Origin of the sequence: Calidifontibacter indicus (assembly GCF_003386865.1) — a bacterium.
In the GTDB taxonomy this organism is placed as follows: Bacteria; Actinomycetota; Actinomycetes; order Actinomycetales; family Dermatophilaceae; genus Yimella; species Yimella indica.
Window position 1 is genome coordinate 2005659 of record NZ_QTUA01000001.1, and the last position, 21530, is coordinate 2027188.

Below are 21530 nucleotides of genomic sequence, written 5' to 3' on the forward strand. Positions count from 1 at the left end.
GAGAGTTGCTGGTCCGGCCGCACATGGCAGGGCAGGATATGGCTGTGGGGAGAGAACTGGCACCTGGAACCGTGATCGGGGGAGTGTCCGTCATCGGCCTGGCCGGGCGCGGCGGCATGGGCTCGGTGTACCGGGCGCAGCACCTCGCGCTCGATCGGACCGTCGCGATCAAGGTGATGAACGCCGACGTCGCCGACGACCCCGAGTTCCTCGCCAGGTTTCGCCGCGAAGCGCGGCTGGCCGCCGCGTTGGATCACCCGCACGTCGTCCCGATCATGCATGCCGGGGAAGAAGGCGGTCGCGTCTACCTCACGATGAAGTTCGTCGACGGCACGGATCTGTCGAAGGTCATCCGGGAGGGAAGCGTCGAGCCTGCGGAGGCGGTGGAGATCGTCCACCAGGTCGCGGGAGCGCTGGACGCCGCGCACGCCCGCGGGCTCGTCCACCGGGACGTGAAGCCGGCCAACATCCTGGTGAGCGGAAGTAGAGGAAGACCGCACAGTTACCTGACCGACTTCGGCATCACTAAGGAGGTCAGTGACAACGGGCTGACCGCTGCCGGGATGACCATCGGCACCGTCGACTACATGTCGCCCGAGCAGATCAACGGGGATCCGGTCGACGGACGCAGCGACCAGTACGCCTTGGCGTGTGTGCTGTTCCAACTGCTCACCGGCCGGGTGCCGTTCGCAGCGGATCGACAGGTCGCCCGGATCTCGGGTCACCTGTACTCTCCGCCGCCCGACCTTCGAACGATCAGGCCGCAGTTGCCGGGCGAACTGGCTCACGTCGTCGCCAAGGGCCTCGCCAAACAGCCGGATCAACGCTTCGGCTCGTGTACCGCGTTGGCCGAAGCTGCTCGTGCAGCTCTGGTGTACGGTGGTTCAGTCCACTCGCCGGTGCCGTTCGTCGGCGCAGATGCCACCCATGGACCCGGCGGTTCCACCACGAAGTCTGCGCCGCGTCCCGGAGGGCCGTCGAGACGCGTGCTGCTCGGAGCCGGGGCGGGCGCCGCGGCACTGGCGGCCGGAGCCATCGGCTGGTATCTGATCCCGCGGGACGACGAGCCCGCTGGCACGGGCCCCTCGCCCGGAGTGGTCGGTGAGTTGAAGGCCGGTGCGATCTCGGTGGGCCCGAACCCAAGAGGGCTCGCCGGCGGCGACGGCGCGTTGTGGACCGCGAACTACGACGACGGCACGGTGAGTCGGATCGACCTCGCGAACCGGACGGTGCGCTCGATCAAGGTCAACGGTGGCCCGGGCAGCCTGCACTTCGGCCAGGGCAAGACGTGGGTGTGGAACTACACCAGTTCGTTCACGCCGGTCGATGCCGCGACCGGGGAGGTCGGTGAGCTCATCCGCCTCGACCACGCGATCTCCAGGTCGGCCGCCGGAACCGACTTCCTCTGGTATGTCGTGCCGAGCGAGCAGGCCGTCGGCAGGATCGACATGCGTAGCGGTGAGAACATCCCTGGTCTCATCAAGGTGGGTAGCCGTCCTGACGGAATCGCGGCCTCCGGTGGCAAGGTCTACGTCGTCTGTGTCGGCGATCGGGCGCTGGTAACGCTCGACGAGGCCACCGGGCAGCCGGCCGGGGAACGAGTGGACCTGCCCGCAGGCATCGTCGAGGTGGTGGCTGCTTTCGGGCGAGTGTTCGTCGGCGGTAACGGCCTGGCCCAGGTGCGCGGCTCGAAGGTGACCGCCGCCGACCTGGAGAACAACGTGCGCGGTAGCGCTGCCCTGGGCAACGACGGCGTGTGGATCCACGACGGCTCTGGGGGCACGATCACCAAGTACGACTTCGACCTGAATGCGCCGCTGGGTGCGTCCATCGCCGGAGTGCCGCCACGGCTGGTGGACTTCCTGGTCTTCTCCGGCTCCCTCTGGCTGCTGGACGGCGACAACTCGCAGGTGCATGAGATCCGCATCCTTTGAGGCGGTGATCGAACTCACCGGAAAACCGTTTGTGTTCGAACACTTCGAATTGGAAGAATGGCCGGATGTCCATCACCCCTTACCGCAGCGTGCTCGCCAACCAGGCCGCTCGCCGAGCCCTGGTGCTCGGCATCCTGCTGCGCATCCCGATCTTCGGCACCGGGGTGCTGCTGATGTTGCACGTTGTCGAGCATCTGGACCGTTCGTGGGCCGAGGCCGGCCTCGTCTCGGCGGTCGCGACTCTCGCGATTGCGGTCAGCGGACCTTGGCGTGGACGCCTGTTGGATCGGCACGGGCTTCGCAAGGTCGTCGCCCCGTCGATCGTCATCACCGGGTCGTGTTGGGCGGTTGCGCCGTTCGTGGGGTACTGGCCGCTGCTGTTCCTCGCCGGCCTGGCCGGCCTCTTCGTCGTGCCGATCTTCTCGATCGCGCGGCAGAGCGTCATCGCTGCCGTCCCGCTGAACGAACGTCGCACTGCGCTGTCCGTCGACGGCGTGGGGGTGGAACTGGCCTACATGTCCGGACCGGCGGTCGCCGTCTGGGCCGGGCATCAGTTCGGTACCGCCATCACGCTGTTCGCTCTGCAGATGCTCGGGGTCGTCGGTGGGATCGTGCTCTGGTTGCTCGACCCGAGCCTGCGCGAGGAGGGGTCCGCAACGGCAGACGCCGCTGCGCAGATTCCTCGTTCGGAATGGTTCCGTCCGGCCTTCGTCGGCCTGTGCCTGGCCGCCGCTGCATCGACGCTCGTGCTCGTGGGCAGCGAGGTCGCCGTGGTCGCCGGACTGCGCCAGTGGGGTGAGTCCGGGTCGCTCGGCCTGGTCTTCGCCGGGTGGGGAGTTGGATCGATCCTAGGCGGTCTCTACTACGGCGCGATGTCCCGTGGCCTGTCGCCGTACTTCCTTCTCGCCGGTCTGGCGTTGGTCACCGCACCGATGGCGCTCGCCGACTCCGCTCTTACCGTGGCGGGACTTGCCGTGCTCGCCGGAGTCTTCTGCGCGCCCACCATCACCGCGTCGGTCGAGGCGGTCAGCCGGGTCGTACCGGCGGCTGCTCGAGGTGAGGCGATGGGCTGGCACGGCTCCTGCATGACGGCAGGATCAGCCCTCGCGGCGCCACTGGTCGGGATGGTCATTGATGGCCACGGCCATCAATCTGCGATCGTGCTGGTCTGCGTGCTCGGCCTGGTCGTGGCGCTCGCGGGTGCCGCCGCGGCCGCCCTGGTCCGCAGTCGACGCAGCCAGCTGATCCCCGCGCACTGAGCGGGGGCACAACGATTTCGTCGGAGGCGGCATCGCTGTTACCCTTGGTGAACCGACTCATGCGTTTCGTCGTGTGAGTGTGCAAGAGAAGCAACGCTTCCACCCGAGTCGACAGGCATGTCGCCGGGTCCCGGTACCGGAGAGGACGGTTCGCCGTCCGCGCCCATGGCCGCGCGCCGTAAGCAGTCTCCGATGTCAGGCGTTGGCTCCTCGTGCACTTCGGTGACGAGGAGCCTTTCTTCGTCTCCGGGCGGTGCAACTGAACGTCAGACACAAGGAGCAGACATCAGCGCCGAGCCTCGTATCAATGACCGCATCCGGGTTCCGGAAGTGCGGCTTGTCGGCCCCAACGGTGAGCAGGTCGGGATCGTGCGCGTCGAGGACGCGTTGCGACTGGCCGCCGAAGCAGATCTCGACCTCGTCGAGGTGGCACCGCAGGCCAAGCCGCCGGTCGCCAAGCTCATGGACTACGGCAAGTTCAAGTACGAAGCTGCCCTGAAAGCCCGTGAGGCCCGCAAGAACCAGGTCAACACGGTCATCAAGGAGATCAAACTCCGACCGAAGATCGACCCGCACGACTACCAGACCAAGCTCGGCCACATCGAGCGGTTCCTGAAGGCCGGCGACAAGGTCAAGGTCACCATCTGGCTGCGCGGACGTGAGCAGTCGCGTCCGGAGCTGGGTTTCCGTCTGCTGCAGCGTGTGGCCGCCGACATCGGCGAGCTCGGCTTCGTCGAGAGCGCGCCGAAGCAGGACGGTCGCAACATGATCATGGTGCTGGGTCCGACCCGTAAGAAGGCCGAAGCCCGCGCCGAGGGTCGCCGTCGTCGTGAGCAGGCTGCCGAGAAGGCGCCTGAGACCGTCGAGCAGGCACCCGAAGCCGTCGAGCAGGCCGAGCCGGCCGAGGAGTCGGCCACCGAGACTGCCGCCCAGTAGGAGCGGAACAACCACTCGGGATCCCGCGGTCCCGAGGTAATGACGACCGGCGTCCAAACGCCGGAACAGCGATAGAAGGAGATCGGCTCATGCCGAAGATGAAGACCCACAGTGGTGCCAAGAAGCGTTTCCGCGTGACCGGCTCCGGCAAGGTGATGCGTCAGCGTGCGCGTCACGTGCACAAGTTCCAGGAGCGCAGCAAGTCGGCCACCCGCCGCCTCGTTCCGGACGTCGTCGTCGCCAAGTCCGACGAGAAGAAGATCAAGAAGCTTCTCGGTCAGTAATCCGCCCACTTGCACCACTGGTCCTGACCGTCCCCGGTAGGACCGCCCAAGAACGAAGGAGATTCACGTGGCACGCGTGAAGCGGGCAGTCAACGCCCAGAAGAAGCGCCGTACCGTCCTCGAGCAGGCCAGCGGCTACCGCGGCCAGCGCTCGCGCCTTTACCGCAAGGCGAAGGAGCAGGTCACCCACAGCATGGGTTACGCGTACCGTGACCGGCGCGCGAAGAAGGGCGACTTCCGTCGCCTCTGGATCCAGCGCATCAACGCAGGTGCGCGCGCGAACGGCATGACGTACAACCGGTTCATCCAGGGTCTGAAGAACGCCGAGATCGAGGTCGACCGCCGCATGCTCGCCGAGCTGGCCGTCAACGACGCCGCCGCGTTCGCCGCCCTGGTCGAGATCGCCAAGGCGAACGTCAGCACCGAGTCGACCCCCGAGTCGACCCCGGCTGCCTGAGAACGCCACACGTAACACGCCGTACGCCGGTGGAGCCCGTCCTTTCCAACCCGACCTCCGATCGGGTGAAGAAGGTGCGAGCGCTCCACCGGCGTTCGTCGCGTGAGCGGGCCGGCCAGTTCCTGGCCGAAGGTCCGCAGTCGGTGCGGGAGGTCCTGCGCTTCGCGCCCGGCACCGTCGACGCCGTCTACTACGTGCGCGGTGAGCGCAGCGCGGAACTGGTCGAACTGGCCGCCCAGCGGGGCGTCACCACCCGGGAGTGCACCCCCGAGGTGCTCGCGCAGATGTGCGAGGCCCAGCATCCGCAACCGGTGGTTGCCGTGGTGCGCCCGGTGTCGGTGTCGCTCGACGAGGCGTTGGCCGGCGACGGCTACGTGGTCGTGCTGACCAACGTGCGCGACCCCGGCAACGCCGGCACGGTGATCCGCGGCGCCGACGCGGCGGGTGCGCGGTGCGTGCTGATCAGCGACTCCAGCGTCGACATCGAGAACCCCAAGGTGGTGCGGTCGACCGTCGGGTCACTGTGGCACCTGCCGATCCACACCGGGTCGAGCATCGAAGAGATCTTCGCCGCCTGCCGTGACGCCGGCCTGCTGCTGCTGGCTGCCGACGGCGTCGGTGAGCAGTTGCTGCCCGACACCGACCTCACCCGTCCGCACGCCTGGGTGATGGGCAACGAGGCGTGGGGTCTCGAACCCGAGGTGCGCGACGCCTGCGACGAGGTGGTGCGGGTGCCGATCTACGGGCACGCCGAGTCGCTCAACCTCGCGATGGCCGCGACCGTCTGCATGTACGCCAGCGCCGCCGCGACGCAGACCACCGACTGAACCCTCCGCCCACCGAAACCGGGATGAGGCGCCCACGGCGCCGTCGATAGAATCGCCGGGCTGCCGATTCCGGCTTTCCGGCACGGCGAACGCACACCACGAGGACGAGACGAGAGCGATGTCAGGCCCCAATACGCAGTACGACCCGGTGGAGGTCGCCGCCCTCGACCCCGAAGCGATCGACAAAGCCGTCCAGGACGCGCTCGACGCGATCGCCGGCGCGGGCGACCTGGAGCAACTGAAGTCGGTGCGCACCGCGCACCAGGGCGACAAGTCGCCGCTCGCCCTCGCCAACCGCGAGATCGGCGCCCTGCCGCCCACCGCCAAGGCCGAAGCCGGCAAGCGCGTCGGCCAAGCCCGCGGACGCGTGGGTCAGGCATTCAAGGAACGCCAGGCGGTGCTGGAGGCCGAACGCGACGAACGCATCCTGGTCGAGGAAGCCGTCGACGTCACGATGACTCCCGGACGCCGTCCGCTGGGCCGGCGCCACCCCACCGAACTGATGGGCGAGCGCATCGCCGACATCCTCGTCGGCATGGGTTGGGAGATCGCCGAGGGCCCGGAGATCGAGGCCGAGTGGTTCACCTTCGACGCCCTCAACTTCGACGCCGACCACCCGGCGCGCCAGATGCAGGACACCTTCTACATCGACCCGCCCGAGAACGGGTTGGTGCTGCGCACCCACACCTCGCCGGTGCAGGCCCGCGCGATGCTCGAACGCGGCGCGCCGCTGTACATCGGATGCCTCGGACGCGTGTTCCGCACCGACGAACTCGACGCCACCCACATGCCCGCGTTCCACCAGATCGAGGGCCTTGCGGTCGACGAGGGCCTGACGATGGCCCACCTCAAGGGCACCCTCGACCGGATGGCCACCGAACTGTTCGGTGAGGGCATCGTGACCCGGCTGCGTCCGTCGTACTTCCCGTTCACCGAGCCGTCGGCCGAGATGGACCTGCGCTGCTTCGTCTGCCGCGGGGAAGACCAGGCCTGCCGGGCCTGCTCCGGCACCGGATGGATCGAGTGGGGCGGCTGCGGCATGGTCAACCAGAACGTGCTGCGCGCCTGCAACATCGACCCGGACAAGTACTCCGGTTTCGCCTTCGGAATGGGCGTCGATCGGGCACTGATGTTCCGCACCGGCGCCGCCGACATGCGGGAAATGATCGAGGGCGACGTTCGCTTCAACAACCAGTTCGGAATGGAGATCTGATGCGGGTGCCGATCGATTGGCTGCGCGAGTACGTCGCGGTCCCGACCGACGCACGCGGCACCGACGTGGCCGCCGCCCTGGTGAAGGTGGGTCTGGAGGAGGAGGGCATCCACGGTGGCGACATCACCGGCCCGGTCGTCGTCGGCCGGGTGATCTCCAAGGAGCCGCAGGAGCAGAAGAACGGCAAGACGATCAACTGGTGCCAGGTCGACGTCGGCGACGCCAACGGCACCGGCGAGCCCCAGGGCATCGTCTGCGGCGCACACAACTTCGACGCCGGCGATTGGGTGGTCTGCGTGCTGCCCGGAGCCGTGCTGCCCGGCGGTTTCGCAATCGCCGCGCGCAAGACCTACGGCCACGTTTCGGCCGGAATGATCTGTGCCGCAGACGAACTCGGACTTCCTGACGACGGCTCCGGCGGCATCATCCGCCTCGCCGAGCGGGTGCCGGGGGTCGAGTTCACCGCCGGTCAGGACGCGTTGCCGATCCTCGGCCTCGACCGTGAGACCGTCGAGATCAACGTGACGCCCGACCGCGGCTACTGCTTCTGCTTGCGCGGAGTGGCCCGGGAGTACTCCCACTCGACCGGTGCGGTGTTCACCGACTCGGCTGACGATCTGGCCCGGCGGGCACCGGCCGCCAACGACTCCGGCTTCGGGGTGCAGGTCGCCGACGACGCCCCACTCGGCGGCAAGGTCGGCTGCACCCGCTACGTCGCGCGGACGGTGCGCGGCATCGATCCGAGCGCGCCCACTCCGGAGTGGATGGCCACCCGCCTCACCGAGGCGGGCATGCGACCCATCTCGCTCGCGGTCGACGTCACCAACTACGTCATGCTTGCGCTCGGCCAGCCGCTGCACGCCTTCGACGTCGACACCCTCACCGGCCCGATCGTGGTGCGTCGCGCCCGGGCGGGGGAGAAGCTCACCACCCTCGACGACGTGGAGCGGACGCTCGATGTCGAAGACCTCCTCATCACCGACGCCGGCGAGAAGCCGCTGGCGATCGCGGGTGTCATGGGGGGTGAAGACTCCGAGGTGTCCGAGTCCACCCGCAACGTGCTCGTCGAGGCTGCCCGGTTCGACCAGGTCTCGATTGCCCGAAGTGCCCGGCGGCACAAGCTCGCCACCGAGGCGTCGAAGCGTTTCGAGCGCGGCGTCGACCCCGAACTCGCGCCTGCGGCAGCGCAATTGGCGATCGACCTGCTCGTCGAGTTCGGTGGCGGCACCGTCGACGAGGGTGTCACCGATGTGCACACTCCCGTCGAACAGCCGGTGATCACGATCGGCGTGGAGCAGCCGGGCCGGCTCGTCGGCGTCGACTACTCGGCCGACGACGTGCGCGGCGTGCTCGAACTCATCGGGTGCACGGTCGAGGGCGACGGCGACACCTTGTCGGTCACGCCGCCGACCTGGCGCCCCGACCTCACCACCTGGCCCGACCTCGCCGAGGAGGTCGCCCGCATCAAGGGGTACGACGCGATCCCGTCGATCGTGCCGGCGGCCCCGGGCGGTCGCGGGCTCACCCCGGCACAGAGCGGACGCCGCCTGGCGGCCAACGTGCTCGCCGCGCGCGGCTTCAGCGAGATCTGGAGCGCACCGTTCGTGGCGGTGGAGTCGTTCGACCAGCTCGGTTACCCCGCCGACGACCCGCGGCGCATCACCGTCCGTATCGCCAACCCCCTCTCGGAGCAGGAGCCACTGTTTCGCACGGCCGTGCTGCCGAACGTGCTGGAGGCGTTGCGCCGCAACACTTCTCGTGGCCAGCGCGATGTGGCGCTCTTCGAGCACGGGCTCGTCGTCGCCGGCCCGGCGGGCAGGGCGCCGACCTTCCCGGTGGGCACCTACCCGGGTGCCGACGCCGTCCGCGCGATCGAGGACGCCGTGCCGGCACAGCCGCGGCACATCGCCTGGGCGCTTGCGGGCGACGTCGAGAAGGCCGGTTGGTGGGGCGCGGGCCGCACCGCCGACTGGTCGGATGCCATCGACGCCGCTCTGGCTCTCGGCGACGCACTCGCGGTGCCGCTGCAGGTGCGCACCGGCGCCGTGGCGCCGTTCCACCCGGGACGCTGCGCCGAGATCGTGCTCCCCGACGGCACCGTGATCGGTGCGGCCGGTGAGTTGCACCCCAAGGTGGTCGGGGCGCTTGGTCTCAGTGGCCGCCCGGTCGGCGGTGAGCTCGACCTCGACGCGCTCATCGCGGCGTCGACGACCCCGCAGGCCGCCGGGCTGTCGAACTTCCCGATCGTGCAGAGCGACATCGCGCTGACCGTCGACGCGCAGGTGCGCGCCGGCGAGGTGCTCGCCACGTTGCGTTCCGCCGCCGGTGACGATCTGGAGCGGATCCAGCTGTTCGACAGCTACGAGGGCGACCAGGTCGGCGAGGGCAAGAAGTCGCTCGCCTTCCGGATGACCTTCCGGGCCGATCGCACGCTGAAGACCGAAGAGGTCAACGCGCTGCGCGACGCCGCGGTCGCCGCCGCCGGACGCGAGCACGCGGCGGTGCTGCGCGGCGCCTGAGCCCACCCCACACCCCCGCGAAAGTTTGCGCGACACGCGACAGATGCGCGCAAGGTTGCAAACTTTCGCGGGGGTGGGCGGAGGGGTCGGCGGCGCGACCCCCGTGCATGAATATGCGGTCGGATGTATGATCATCACATGATCAGGGCTGCTGTCGCGGGAGCGAGCGGATATGCCGGAGGCGAGATCGTCCGGCTGTTGACCAACCACCCACAGGTCGAGATCGGCACGCTCGCGGCCGGTAGTCAGGCCGGCAAGCCGGTCACCTCGGTGCACCCGAACCTCACGCCGCTGGCCGACCGGCAGTTCACCGAGACCACGCCCGAGACCCTCGATGGCCACCACGTGGTGTTCCTCGCGCTGCCGCACGGCCAGAGCGCCGCGCTGGCTCGACAGTTGCCCGACGACGTCGTGCTCATCGACTGCGGCGCCGACTTCCGGCTGGGTGACGAAGCTGCGTGGACCACCTTCTACGACACCGAGTTCGCCGGCACCTGGCCCTACGGCATGCCCGAACTCGCCACCGCCGACGGACCGCAGCGACACCAGCTGGAGGGTGCCCGCCGCATCGCGGTGCCCGGTTGCTACCCGACCTCGGCCAGCCTCGCGCTCGCGCCGGCTTTCGCGGCCGGGCTCGTCGATGCCGACGACGTCGTCATCGTCGCTGCGTCGGGTACCTCGGGGGCCGGCAAGAGCCTCAAACCGCACCTGCTCGGCGCCGAAGTGATGGGTTCGATGAGTCCGTACGGCGTGGGTGGCGTGCACCGCCACACCCCGGAGATCGAGCAGAACCTCTCCGGCGCCGCGGGCGAGCCGGTGACCGTGTCGTTCACGCCGACCCTGGCACCCATGCCGCGCGGCATTCTGGCCACCTGCACCGCCCGCATCAAGCCGGGTGTCGATCTCGCCGCGGTGCGCCGCGCCTACGACGCCGCATATGCCGAGGAGAAGTTCGTGCACCTGCTGCCCGAGGGCATGTGGCCGAGTACCGGCGCCGTGCTCGGGTCGAACAACGTGCAGATCCAGGTGGCCGTCGACGCACACGTCGGCCGACTCGTCGTCGCCAGTGCCGTCGACAATCTGACCAAGGGCACCGCCGGCGCCGCCGTGCAGTGCATGAACCTCGCCCTCGGACTCCCGGAGTCGACGGGCCTGCCGAGCGTAGGAGTCGCACCGTGACCCACCCCACCGAACATCGAGCGACGGGAGCCCGGTCGTGAGCGTCACTGCACCGCAAGGGTTTCGCGCGGCCGGCATCACCGCCGGTCTGAAGCCGAGCGGCAAGTCCGACCTCGCGCTGGTCGTCAACGACGGACCCGCCCGCCACGCCGCGGCGGTCTTCACCAGCAACCGGGTGGAGGCCGCGCCGGTCACCTGGTCGCGGGTCGCCGTCGGCGACGGACGGCTCGACGCCGTCGTGCTCAACTCCGGCGGGGCGAACGCATGCACCGGCGCGCAGGGTTTTGCCGACACGCACCGCACCGCGGAACTGGTCGCCGACGCGCTCGGGATCTCCTCCGGCGATCTCGCGGTGTGTTCGACCGGCCTCATCGGCGAGTTGCTGCCGATGGACAAGATCGAAGCTGCTGTGCCGCAACTGGTTTCGCAGCTCGGCCAGGCCGGAGGCGATGCTGCGGCCCAGGCGATCATGACGACCGACACCGTGCCGAAGCAGGCTGCCGCGGCGCGTGACGGCTGGAGCGTCGGCGGCATGGCCAAGGGCGCCGGCATGCTCGCGCCCGCGCTCGCCACGATGCTCGTGGTGGTGACGACCGACGCCGTCGTCGACGCCGCAACCCTGCAGGACGTGCTGCGAGCTGCCACCTCCACGACCTTCGACCGCATCGACTCCGACGGCTGCCAGTCGACCAACGACACGGTGTTGCTGCTCGCATCGGGCGCCAGTGGCGTGCCGGTCAGCCGGGAAGCGCTCACCGAGGCGGTCACCGAGGTGTGCGCGTCGCTCGCCCGCCAGCTGATCGCCGACGCCGAGGGCGCCAAGCACGACATTGCGATCGAGATCCGCACGGCGGCAAGCGAATCCGACGCGTTGACGGTCGCTCGCGCCATCGCTCGCAACAACCTGTTCAAGTGCGCGATCTTCGGCGACGACCCCAACTGGGGGCGCATCGTGGCCGCTGTCGGCACCACCGACGCGGTCTTCGAACCCCAGCAACTGGACGTCAGCGTCAACGGGGTGCAGGTCTGTCGGGCCTGCGGGGTGGGCGACGATCGGTCCCTGGTCGACCTCAGCGGTCGCGAGGTGCACGTGGTGGTCGACCTGCACGCCGGCTCCGAGACGGCGACGGTCTGGACCAACGACCTCACCCACGACTACGTGCACGAGAACTCCGCCTACTCCACCTGATCGACGACTGATCGACGACCGATCGACGACCTGCGAAGGACCGCAACCGATGACCCTGCGTGACGAGACCTCGCTCGCCGCTGCCGCGGACAAGGCGGCCACCCTTGTCGAGGCGCTGCCCTGGCTCGAGCAGTTCCGCGGCGCGCTCGTCGTGATCAAGTACGGCGGCAACGCCATGACCGACGACGCCCTCAAAGCCGCGTTCGCCGAAGACGTCGCCTTCCTGAAGTACGCCGGCCTCCGCCCGGTCGTGGTGCACGGCGGTGGACCACAGATCCAGGCGATGCTGACCCGCCTCGGCCTGGAGAGCGAGTTCAAGGGCGGACTGCGGGTCACCACGCCCGAGGTGATGGAAGTCGTCCGGATGGTGCTCACCGGCCAGGTCTCCCGCGAACTCGTCGGTCTCATCAACAACCACGGCGCGCTCGCGGTCGGCCTCTCCGGCGAAGACGCGGCGCTCTTCGGCGCCCGCCGCCGCGGCACGCTCGTCGACGGCGAAATGGTCGACATCGGCCTGGTCGGCGACGTCGAGACGGTGAATCCCGCTGCGGTGCAAGACATTCTGGACGCCGGACGGATCCCCGTCGTGTCGTCGGTGGCGCCCGACCTCGACGTCGACGGGCAGGTGCTCAACGTCAATGCCGACACCGCGGCGGCCGCGCTGGCGACGGCTCTGGGCGCCCGCAAGCTGGTGGTGCTCACCGACGTCGAGGGCATCTACGCCGACTGGCCCGACCGCGGCAGCCCGCTCAGCACGCTGCCGGTCGACGAGGCCCGCGACCTGCTCACCCGCGTCGATTCCGGGATGGTGCCCAAGCTCGAGGCCTGCATCCGGGCCATCGACGGGGGAGTGCCCCAGGCCCACGTCATCGACGGACGCCGCGCCCACTGCGTGCTGCTCGAGATCTTCACCAACGCCGGCATCGGCACGATGCTCCTGCCCGGCTCGACCGACGAAAGCGATCAGGACGCATGAACGCACCCGCGACACCCACCACGAACGAGGCCGCCCTTGCGGAGTACCAGCAGGAGTTGCTGCCGGTGTTCGGTCAGCCGGCACTCGTGATCGAACGTGGCGACGGCAGCTACCTGTGGGATCTCGGCGGCAAGCGCTACCTCGACCTGCTCGCCGGCATCGCGGTCAATGTCGTCGGTCACAACAACCCCGACCTCGTCGCCGCCGTGTCGAAGCAGGCCGGCGAGATGCTGCACATCTCCAACTTCTTCACCAGCCGCGCCCAGATCGGCCTTGCCCACGAACTCCTGCGGGTGAGCGCCGCGCCGCAGGGCTCCCGGGTGTTCTTCGCCAACTCCGGCACCGAGGCGATCGAGGCTGCGATCAAGCTGAGCCGGCGCACCGGCCGCACCAAGATCATCGCTGCCGAACGAGCCTTCCACGGCCGCACCACCGGCGCGCTCGCGCTCACCCACAAGGCCGCCTACCGCGAGCCGTTCGAGCCGCTGCTGCCGGGCGTCGTACACGTGCCGTTCGGCGACATCGACGCTCTGGCCGAAGCCGTCGACGCAGACACCGCAGCGTTCTTCGTCGAGCCCGTGCAGGGCGAAGCGGGTGTCATCGAGGCCGACGCCGAGTACCTGCGCGCGGCACGCGAGATCACCTCTGCCGCAGGGGCATTGCTCATCATCGACGAGATCCAGACCGGGGTCGGACGCACCGGAGACTGGTTTGCGCACCAGCGCGCAGGCATCGTGCCCGACGCCATGACCCTCGCGAAGGGGCTCGGCGGCGGCGTGCCGATCGGCGCGATGCTCACCTACGGCCCCGAGGTCTCGGCCTTGCTGCAGGCGGGTCAACACGGCACCACCTTCGGCGGTAATCCGCTGGCCTGCGCCGCCGGACTTGCGGTCGTCGACATCATCGAACGCCACGGCCTGCTCGACCACGCCCGCGAACTCGGCGAATGGTTCGCCGACGCCGTGGCCGGCCTCGACGACCCGCGCATCGTCGGCGTCCGCGGACGCGGCCTGCTGCTCGCCGTCGTGCTGCGCGACGAGGTGTCAGCGCAGGTGAACACGGCTGCCCGCGAGGCCGGGTTCATCGTCAACGCGGTCGCACCCGACGCCATCCGGCTCGCCCCAGCGCTCACCATCACACAGACCGAATTGGCGACCTTCGTCGACGCACTCCCGGCACTCCTGGACTCCATCGAACCGACCGAAGGACAGCCCCGATGACCCGCCACTTCCTGCGCGACGACGACCTCAGCCCCGCCGAGCAGGCGCAGGTGCTGCGCACCGCTGCTCGGATGAAGGCCGACCGGACGGCGATCCAACCGCTTGCCGGCCCGCAGGGCGTCGCGATCATCTTCGACAAGCCGACGCTGCGCACCCAACTGTCGTTCAGCACCGGCGTCGCCGAACTCGGCGGCTTCCCGACGGTCGTCGACGGCAACCTCGCCCAGATCGGGGTGCGCGAGTCGATCCCGGACGTCGCTCGTGTGCTCGGACGGCAGGTGTCGCTCATCGTGTGGCGCACCTACGGTCAGGACCGCATCGAGCAGATGGCCGAGTATGCCGGCGTGCCGGTCGTCAACGCGCTCACCGACGACTTCCACCCGTGCCAGATCCTCGCCGACCTGCTCACGATCACCGAACACAAGGGTGAGCTCGCCGGCCTGACGATGAGTTACGTCGGTGACGGTGCCAACAACATGGCCCATTCCTACCTGCTCGGTGGCGCGCTCGCCGGCATGAACGTGCGCATCGGCACGCCGGCCACTCACCAACCGCAGCAGGCGATCGTCGATCGTGCCCGCGAGATCGCCTCGCAGACAGGCGGATCGGTGCAGGTGAACGACGACCCGGTCGGCACCGTCACCGGCGCCGACGTGGTCATCACCGACACCTGGGTCTCGATGGGCCAGGAAGCCGAGGCCGGTGACCGCAAGGGCACCGAGAGCCCGTTCACCCCCTTCGCCCTCGACGCCGACCTGCTCGGGCACGCCGCGTCCGACGCCATCGTGCTGCACTGCCTGCCGGCCTACCGCGGCTACGAGATCAGCGCCGACGTCATCGACGGCCCGCAGTCGGTCGTCTGGGACGAGGCCGAGAACCGGTTGCACGCACAGAAGGCGTTGATGGCGTTCTTGCTGGAGCAGGCGTGATCACCACCCGCACCTCGCGGCACCAGGCGATCGCCGACGTGCTCGCCCGCGAGGACGTGGGGTCGCAGACCCGGTTGTCGCAGTTGCTCGCCGATCGCGGGTTCACCGTGACACAGGCGACGCTGTCGCGCGACCTCGACGAACTCGGCGCGGTGAAGATCCGCAAGGACGGGCAACTGGTCTACGCGGTGCCGGCCGAGGGCGGCGACGGCACCGGGTTCGCCTCGCTCGCCGACCCTGACGGACGGCTGCGCAAGGCGTGTGTCGACCTGTTGGTCTCGGCCGAGCACGCCGAGAATCTCGTGGTGCTGAAGACCCCGCCTGGCGGCGCGAACCTGCTCGCCTCGGCCATCGACCACGCACGACCACAACACATTCTCGGCACCATTGCCGGGGATGACACGATCATGGTGATCACGGCGTCCCGCAAGGCGGCGCCGCTGGTCCGCGACCATCTCATTCGACTCGCACAAGGGCAGGCATGACCGACCACAACGACGCGACCACTCCCGCTTCCGCACCCGCTCCGGCACCCGAGGCCGCCGGCTCCGGCGAGCGAATCAGTCTGTGGGGCGGACGTTTTGCCGGTGGGCCGGCCGACGCGCTCGCGACGTTGTCGAAATCGACCCACTTCGACTGGCGCCTCGCGGCCTACGACATCGCCGGCTCGAAGGCGCACGCCCGCGTGCTGCACTCGGCCGGGCTGCTCGACGACGCACAGCGCGACGGCATGATCGACGCCCTCGACCGGTTGCTGACCGACGTGCAGACCGGTGCGTTCCTGCCGGCGCCGGACGACGAAGACGTGCACACCGCGTTGGAGCGCGGCCTCATCGAGCGCGCCGGCGCCGACCTCGGCGGACGGCTACGTGCCGGTCGCAGCCGCAACGACCAGGTCGCGACGCTGTTCCGCATGTACCTGCGCGACCACGCCCGCGTCGTCAGTGGGCTGCTGCTCGATGTCGTCGACGCGCTGATCAAGCAGGCCGAACAGCACCACGGCGTGGCGATGCCCGGGCGCACCCACCTGCAGCACGCACAGCCCGTGTTGTTGTCCCACCACCTGCTCGCCCACGCATGGGCGCTGTTGCGCGACGTCCAGCGCTTTGCCGACTGGGACCGCCGCTGCGACGAATCGCCTTACGGTTCGGGCGCATTGGCCGGTTCGAGCCTCGGTCTAGACCCGAACGCGGTCGCGACCGACCTGGGCTTCTCGCGGGCGGTGATGAACTCGATCGACGGCACCGCCTCGCGTGACTTCGTCGCCGAGTTCGCGTTCGTCGCGGCGATGTCGGCCGTGGACATCTCGCGCATCGCCGAGGAGGTCGTGCTCTGGGCGACCAAGGAGTTCTCCTTCATCACCCTCGACGACGCCTACTCGACCGGGTCGAGCATCATGCCGCAGAAGAAGAACCCCGATGTCGCCGAACTCGCCCGCGGCAAGGCCGGCCGGTTGGTCGGTGACCTCACCGGTCTGATGACGACGCTCAAGGCGCTGCCGTTGGCGTACAACCGCGACCTGCAGGAGGACAAGGAGCCGGTGTTCGACGCCGTCGACACCCTCGAGGTGCTGCTGCCGGCGTTCTCCGGGATGGTCGACACGATGGTGTTCGACACCGACCGACTCGAGTCGCTGGCGCCGCAGGGCTTCGCACTCGCCACCGACATCGCCGAGTGGCTGGTGCGCGAGGGCACCCCGTTCCGCATCGCCCACGAGGTGGCCGGCGAGTGCGTGCGGGTGTGCGAGACGCAGGGCAAGGAATTGTGGGATCTCACCGACGAGGAGTTGACGTCCATCAACCCGGCGCTGACGCCCGACGTGCGCGAGGTGCTGACCGTGACCGGCTCGCTCGCCTCCCGCAACTCGCAGGGCGGCACCTCGCCGACCCGGGTGGAGGAGCAGCGCGAGGCCGCGAAGATCGTCGTGGGTCAGGCTCGTTCGTGGTCTGCGCAGCGGGTGGTCGGGGCCTGAGGAGTGCCAGTCCTCTACTACCTCGTCGGCCCTCCTGCGGTTGGCAAGCTCACCGTCGCCACCTTGCTGCGTGAGCGCACCGGGGCGGCGTTGATCGACAACCATCTGGTTAACGACCCGGTGTTCGTGCCACTCGGTGCCGACGGAGTCCGCCCGTTGCCGGCGGGGTTCGGCCCGCTGCGGGAGCGCGTCATCGACGTGGTGCACGAGGCGATCGCCCTCGCTGCTGCGGACATCGACCACATCCTGACGAACTGGCTCGACGACTCGCCGACCGATGCGGCTTTCCTCGACCGCATCAGGGCACTCGCGGCAAAGCGCGGGGCGCGCCTGGTTCTGGTGTGGCTGTCCGCGTCCCCCGACACCCTCTTGGAACGAGTGACTTCCGAAGACCGCCGACGGCGCGCGAAACTGCGCGATCCGCAGCTGCTTCGTCACGCGCTGGCGAGCGGCACGCTGCCGGCCCCGCCCGACGCGATCGAGATCGACACCACCGACCTTTCGCCGGCTACCACCGTCGACCGGGTCCTCGAGTTCGCCGGCCGCTCGTGAGCGACGTGCTCGACATTCCCGCCACCGACGCCGCCATGCGGCTGCTCGGTGCGACCCTGCACGGACGTGGGGTGAGCGTGCGGCTGACCGAGGTGGAGGCGTACGCCGGGCAGGACGACCCGGGGTCGCACGCCTTCCGCGGACGCACCCCGCGCACCGAGGTGATGTTCGGCCCTGCGGGCCGGCTGTACGTGTACTTCAGCTACGGAATGCACGTCTGTGCGAACTACGTCTGCGGTGTGGACGGCACGGCAGCTGCGGTGCTGCTTCGGGCCGGGACGGTGGTGGACGGCATCGAGCTCGCGCGTCGCCGTCGCCCCGGTAGGAGCGACCGTGACCTCGCACGTGGGCCGGCGCGGCTGACCAGTGCGCTCGGGATCGGTCTCGACGACTACGACCTCGACCTGCACGACCCCGCGTCACCGGTGCGGCTCGAGCTGGGGGAGCCGTTGACGAAGCGGGCGATCAGCAGCGGTCCGCGGGTCGGGGTGTCGGGCGCAGGAGGTGGCCCGGAGTACCCGTGGCGCTTCTGGATCGACGGCGAACCGAGCGTGTCGCCGTACCGTCCGGCGAAACCGCGTCGCAGAGCGGTCGAGCGATGAGGCAGGCTTGACCCGGCGCGCAACAGGCACGCCGTTACCCCCGAGGGAAGGATTCACCGGTGAGCAACATCTTCGACGAGCTGCAGTGGCGTGGCTTGGTGGCGCAGACCACCGACGAGGCCGCGTTGCGGGAAGCGCTCGACGGGACGCTCACCATGTATGTGGGATTCGATCCCACGGCGCCCTCCCTGCACTTCGGCAACCTGGTGCAACTCGTCGTGGCACGGAAGTTGCAGCGGGCCGGACACCACGTGATCTGCCTCGTCGGCGGGTCGACCGGGCTCATCGGTGACCCGAAGCCGGACAGCGAGCGGGTGCTGCGTAGCAAGGAGCAGGTGGCCGAGGCAGTGGCCTCGATCCAGCGTCAAGCAGAGTCCTTCCTCGACTTCGAGGGTGACAACCCGGCACGCATGGTCAACAACCTCGACTGGACCGAAGGCATCAGTGCCTTGGACTTCCTGCGCGACTACGGCAAGTACTTCCGGGTCAACTCGATGATCAAGAAGGACGCGGTCTCCGCGCGACTCAACTCCGATGCCGGCATCAGCTACACCGAGTTCAGCTACCAGATCCTGCAGGGCCTGGATTACCTGCACCTCTTCCGCACCTACGACTGCACGCTCCAGACCGGCGCGGTCGACCAGTGGGGCAACATCCTCGCCGGCGTCGACCTGATCCGACAGGCCGAGGGCAAACACGTGCACGTGCTGACGACGCCGTTGCTCACCGACAGCACGGGACGCAAGTACGGCAAGTCCGAGGGCAACGCGATCTGGCTCGACCCGACGATGACCTCGCCTTACGCGTTCTTCCAGTACTTCCTGAACGTCGAGGACTCCGAGGTCATCAAGCTGCTCAAGGTGTTCAGCGATCTCGGCCCTGATGAGATCAAGGACTACGAGGAACAGGTGGCGAACGAGCCGTTCAAGCGCGCGGCGCAGCGTGCACTCGCCGCGGCTGCGACGACCTTGGTGCACGGAGCGGTCGCGACGGTGAGTGCGCAGGCCGCCTCGGAAGCACTGTTCGGCAAGGGTGACTTGCACGCGCTGGACGCGGGAACGCTGCAGGACGCGACGGCCGAACTGCCCGGTGGCGTGGTGCCGGCCGGCACTCCGATCGTCGATGCGCTCATCACCGTTGGCATTGCCGACTCCCGCAACGCCGCGCGCCGGCTGATCGGTGACGGGGGCGTGTCGGTCAACAACGAGAAGGTCACGGACGTCGACGCGACCTTGGGCGCCGACGACTACCTGCACGGCGTCGTCGCGGTGATCAAGCGGGGACGGAAGTACCAGGCGGCCGCGCGAGCGAGCTGAACCTCGCCGCCGGACACGTCCTGCCGAGGCCCGGAGACCGCGGAAACCCGCGTGATTTCGGGCCTCGGCGCATCCTCGGGCGAGCATCGGAGTACTGTGATGCAGGTCATGCACGCACCGATTTGGCATCGCGGGACGAGACGCGTAGTGTTCTCCGAGTCGCCCAGCGGGAGGCACGGACGAGCCGAGAGGCGAGGCCGGTCCCGGGGCACAAACCCACCGCTTCCGAGCAAAACAAATCAGCGAAAGTCGATTTGGAAGCAAACAAAAGTGGTGCTAACCTGAAGAGGTTGCTGAGAAAGCCGAAATAAAAAGGCAAATTCAAAGCAAAAACTTCATCGCTTCTCAGAAGCAGTCAGATCGGCCGAAACGCGGATTTGAAAGCGAAAAGAAGAGATGATAACCTGAAGAGGTTGCCCCAGAGTGCGGATCGCAAGAGAAGCCCAACGGTGAGCAAACGTTTCTTGAGAACTCAACAGCGTGTCGAGTGATTGATGCCAAATGTTTGTTTGGTTGAGATTGACTATGTAGCAAGTAATGCTCTTGTTGATTTTGGCCAGGATAGTTTTTGTGATTTTTTACGGAGAGTTTGATCCTGGCTCAGGACGAACGCTGGCGGCGTGCTTAACACATGCAAGTCGAACGATGAAGCCGCAGCTTGCTGTGGTGGATTAGTGGCGAACGGGTGAGTAACACGTGAGTAACCTGCCCTTCACTCTGGGATAAGCCTTGGAAACGAGGTCTAATACTGGATATTCATTCATGATCGCATGGTTGTGGGTGGAAAGATTTTTTGGTGGGGGATGGACTCGCGGCCTATCAGCTTGTTGGTGAGGTAGTGGCTTACCAAGGCTTTGACGGGTAGCCGGCCTGAGAGGGTGACCGGCCACACTGGGACTGAGACACGGCCCAGACTCCTACGGGAGGCAGCAGTGGGGAATATTGCACAATGGGCGAAAGCCTGATGCAGCGACGCCGCGTGAGGGATGACGGCCTTCGGGTTGTAAACCTCTTTCACCAGGGACGAAGCGGAAGTGACGGTACCTGGAGAAGAAGCACCGGCTAACTACGTGCCAGCAGCCGCGGTAATACGTAGGGTGCGAGCGTTGTCCGGAATTATTGGGCGTAAAGAGCTTGTAGGCGGTTTGTCGCGTCTGCTGTGAAAGACCGGGGCTTAACTCCGGTTCTGCAGTGGGTACGGGCAGGCTAGAGTATGGTAGGGGAGACTGGAATTCCTGGTGTAGCGGTGAAATGCGCAGATATCAGGAGGAACACCGATGGCGAAGGCAGGTCTCTGGGCCATTACTGACGCTGAGAAGCGAAAGCATGGGGAGCGAACAGGATTAGATACCCTGGTAGTCCATGCCGTAAACGTTGGGCGCTAGGTGTGGGACTCATTCCACGAGTTCCGTGCCGCAGCTAACGCATTAAGCGCCCCGCCTGGGGAGTACGGCCGCAAGGCTAAAACTCAAAGGAATTGACGGGGGCCCGCACAAGCGGCGGAGCATGCGGATTAATTCGATGCAACGCGAAGAACCTTACCAAGGCTTGACATACACCGGAATGTGCCAGAGATGGTGCAGCCTTTTGGCTGGTGTACAGGTGGTGCATGGTTGTCGTCAGCTCGTGTCGTGAGATGTTGGGTTAAGTCCCGCAACGAGCGCAACCCTCGTTCCATGTTGCCAGCACGTGATGGTGGGGACTCATGGGAGACTGCCGGGGTCAACTCGGAGGAAGGTGGGGATGACGTCAAATCATCATGCCCCTTATGTCTTGGGCTTCACGCATGCTACAATGGCCGGTACAGAGGGCAGCGATACTGTGAGGTGGAGCGAATCCCTTAAAACCGGTCTCAGTTCGGATTGGGGTCTGCAACTCGACCCCATGAAGTTGGAGTCGCTAGTAATCGCAGATCAGCAGTGCTGCGGTGAATACGTTCCCGGGCCTTGTACACACCGCCCGTCAAGTCACGAAAGTTGGTAACACCCGAAGCCGGTGGCCTAACCCTTGTGGGGGGAGCCGTCGAAGGTGGGATTGGCGATTGGGACTAAGTCGTAACAAGGTAGCCGTACCGGAAGGTGCGGCTGGATCACCTCCTTTCTAAGGAGCGCATGCCTTTTCATCACCGAGTGTGTGGTGGGGGTTGCTCAAGGGTGGAACATCGAT

Annotated in this window: 18 protein-coding genes and 1 rRNA gene; all 19 read left to right on the forward strand. The window is 67.7% G+C overall.

All coding sequences use genetic code 11. From position 1 onward, the window contains the following. Window positions 1-44: 44 nt before the first annotated feature. The 19 genes from DFJ65_RS09610 to DFJ65_RS09700 all read left to right on the forward strand — a co-directional run bounded on the left by DFJ65_RS09610 (window position 45) and on the right by DFJ65_RS09700 (window position 21464). Window positions 45-1934 carry a serine/threonine-protein kinase gene (locus DFJ65_RS09610; RefSeq protein WP_170144052.1) on the forward strand — a complete coding sequence of 630 codons (1890 nt, stop codon included), beginning with the start codon at window positions 45-47 and terminating at the stop codon, window positions 1932-1934. Between the two features lie 65 nt (window positions 1935-1999). Then, window positions 2000-3193, forward strand: a complete 1194-nt coding sequence (locus tag DFJ65_RS09615) for an MFS transporter (RefSeq protein WP_115922836.1) — start codon at window positions 2000-2002, stop codon at window positions 3191-3193. Between the two features lie 330 nt (window positions 3194-3523). Then, window positions 3524-4129 carry a translation initiation factor IF-3 gene (gene infC, locus DFJ65_RS09620; protein WP_245950160.1) on the forward strand — a complete coding sequence of 202 codons (606 nt, stop codon included), beginning with the start codon at window positions 3524-3526 and terminating at the stop codon, window positions 4127-4129. A gap of 89 nt (window positions 4130-4218) precedes the next feature. Beyond that, the gene (rpmI, locus tag DFJ65_RS09625) at window positions 4219-4413 is read left to right on the forward strand and encodes a 50S ribosomal protein L35 (RefSeq protein ID WP_115922838.1); all 195 of its coding nucleotides are present in this window, start codon (window positions 4219-4221) and stop codon (window positions 4411-4413) included. A 67-nt stretch (window positions 4414-4480) separates the two neighbouring features. Continuing rightward, the gene (rplT, locus tag DFJ65_RS09630; protein WP_115922839.1) at window positions 4481-4870 is read left to right on the forward strand and encodes a 50S ribosomal protein L20; all 390 of its coding nucleotides are present in this window, start codon (window positions 4481-4483) and stop codon (window positions 4868-4870) included. Window positions 4871-4899: 29 nt separating this feature from the next. After that, window positions 4900-5697, forward strand: a complete 798-nt coding sequence (locus DFJ65_RS09635) for a TrmH family RNA methyltransferase (protein ID WP_115922840.1) — start codon at window positions 4900-4902, stop codon at window positions 5695-5697. A 118-nt stretch (window positions 5698-5815) separates the two neighbouring features. Beyond that, entirely contained in the window at window positions 5816-6910 is a 1095-nt protein-coding gene (locus DFJ65_RS09640; RefSeq protein ID WP_115922841.1) for a phenylalanine--tRNA ligase subunit alpha, read from the forward strand. Continuing rightward, a complete protein-coding gene (gene pheT, locus DFJ65_RS09645; protein WP_115922842.1) occupies window positions 6910-9429 on the forward strand; it encodes a phenylalanine--tRNA ligase subunit beta in 2520 nt (839 codons plus the stop codon). The genes DFJ65_RS09640 and pheT overlap by 1 nt, the downstream gene beginning before the upstream one ends. 138 nt (window positions 9430-9567) lie before the next feature. Then, window positions 9568-10608, forward strand: coding sequence for an N-acetyl-gamma-glutamyl-phosphate reductase (gene argC / locus DFJ65_RS09650; protein ID WP_115922843.1), 1041 nt, complete (start codon window positions 9568-9570; stop codon window positions 10606-10608). 37 nt (window positions 10609-10645) lie between these two features. Continuing rightward, window positions 10646-11797, forward strand: a complete 1152-nt coding sequence (gene argJ / locus DFJ65_RS09655) for a bifunctional glutamate N-acetyltransferase/amino-acid acetyltransferase ArgJ (RefSeq protein WP_115922844.1) — start codon at window positions 10646-10648, stop codon at window positions 11795-11797. A 49-nt stretch (window positions 11798-11846) separates the two neighbouring features. Continuing rightward, entirely contained in the window at window positions 11847-12773 is a 927-nt protein-coding gene (argB, locus tag DFJ65_RS09660; protein ID WP_115922845.1) for an acetylglutamate kinase, read from the forward strand. Beyond that, window positions 12770-13993, forward strand: a complete 1224-nt coding sequence (locus tag DFJ65_RS09665) for an acetylornithine transaminase (RefSeq protein ID WP_115922846.1) — start codon at window positions 12770-12772, stop codon at window positions 13991-13993. Before argB ends, DFJ65_RS09665 begins: the two co-directional genes overlap by 4 nt. After that, window positions 13990-14922 (forward strand): ornithine carbamoyltransferase, encoded by a 933-nt coding sequence (gene argF, locus DFJ65_RS09670; RefSeq protein ID WP_115922847.1) that lies wholly within the window; start codon window positions 13990-13992, stop codon window positions 14920-14922. The genes DFJ65_RS09665 and argF overlap by 4 nt, the downstream gene beginning before the upstream one ends. Beyond that, complete coding sequence (gene argR / locus DFJ65_RS09675; RefSeq protein WP_115922848.1) at window positions 14919-15407, forward strand: arginine repressor; 489 nt, start codon at window positions 14919-14921, stop codon at window positions 15405-15407. Before argF ends, argR begins: the two co-directional genes overlap by 4 nt. After that, complete coding sequence (gene argH / locus DFJ65_RS09680; protein WP_115922849.1) at window positions 15404-16894, forward strand: argininosuccinate lyase; 1491 nt, start codon at window positions 15404-15406, stop codon at window positions 16892-16894. The genes argR and argH overlap by 4 nt, the downstream gene beginning before the upstream one ends. 3 nt (window positions 16895-16897) lie before the next feature. Then, window positions 16898-17446: an AAA family ATPase gene (locus DFJ65_RS09685; RefSeq protein ID WP_115922850.1), complete on the forward strand. Its 549-nt coding sequence runs from the start codon at window positions 16898-16900 to the stop codon at window positions 17444-17446. Beyond that, window positions 17443-18048 carry a DNA-3-methyladenine glycosylase gene (locus DFJ65_RS09690; RefSeq protein WP_115922851.1) on the forward strand — a complete coding sequence of 202 codons (606 nt, stop codon included), beginning with the start codon at window positions 17443-17445 and terminating at the stop codon, window positions 18046-18048. Before DFJ65_RS09685 ends, DFJ65_RS09690 begins: the two co-directional genes overlap by 4 nt. A 59-nt stretch (window positions 18049-18107) precedes the next feature. After that, window positions 18108-19364, forward strand: coding sequence for a tyrosine--tRNA ligase (tyrS, locus tag DFJ65_RS09695; RefSeq protein ID WP_115922852.1), 1257 nt, complete (start codon window positions 18108-18110; stop codon window positions 19362-19364). Window positions 19365-19941: 577 nt separating this feature from the next. After that, window positions 19942-21464, forward strand: a 16S ribosomal RNA gene (locus DFJ65_RS09700). Window positions 21465-21530 lie beyond the last annotated feature (66 nt).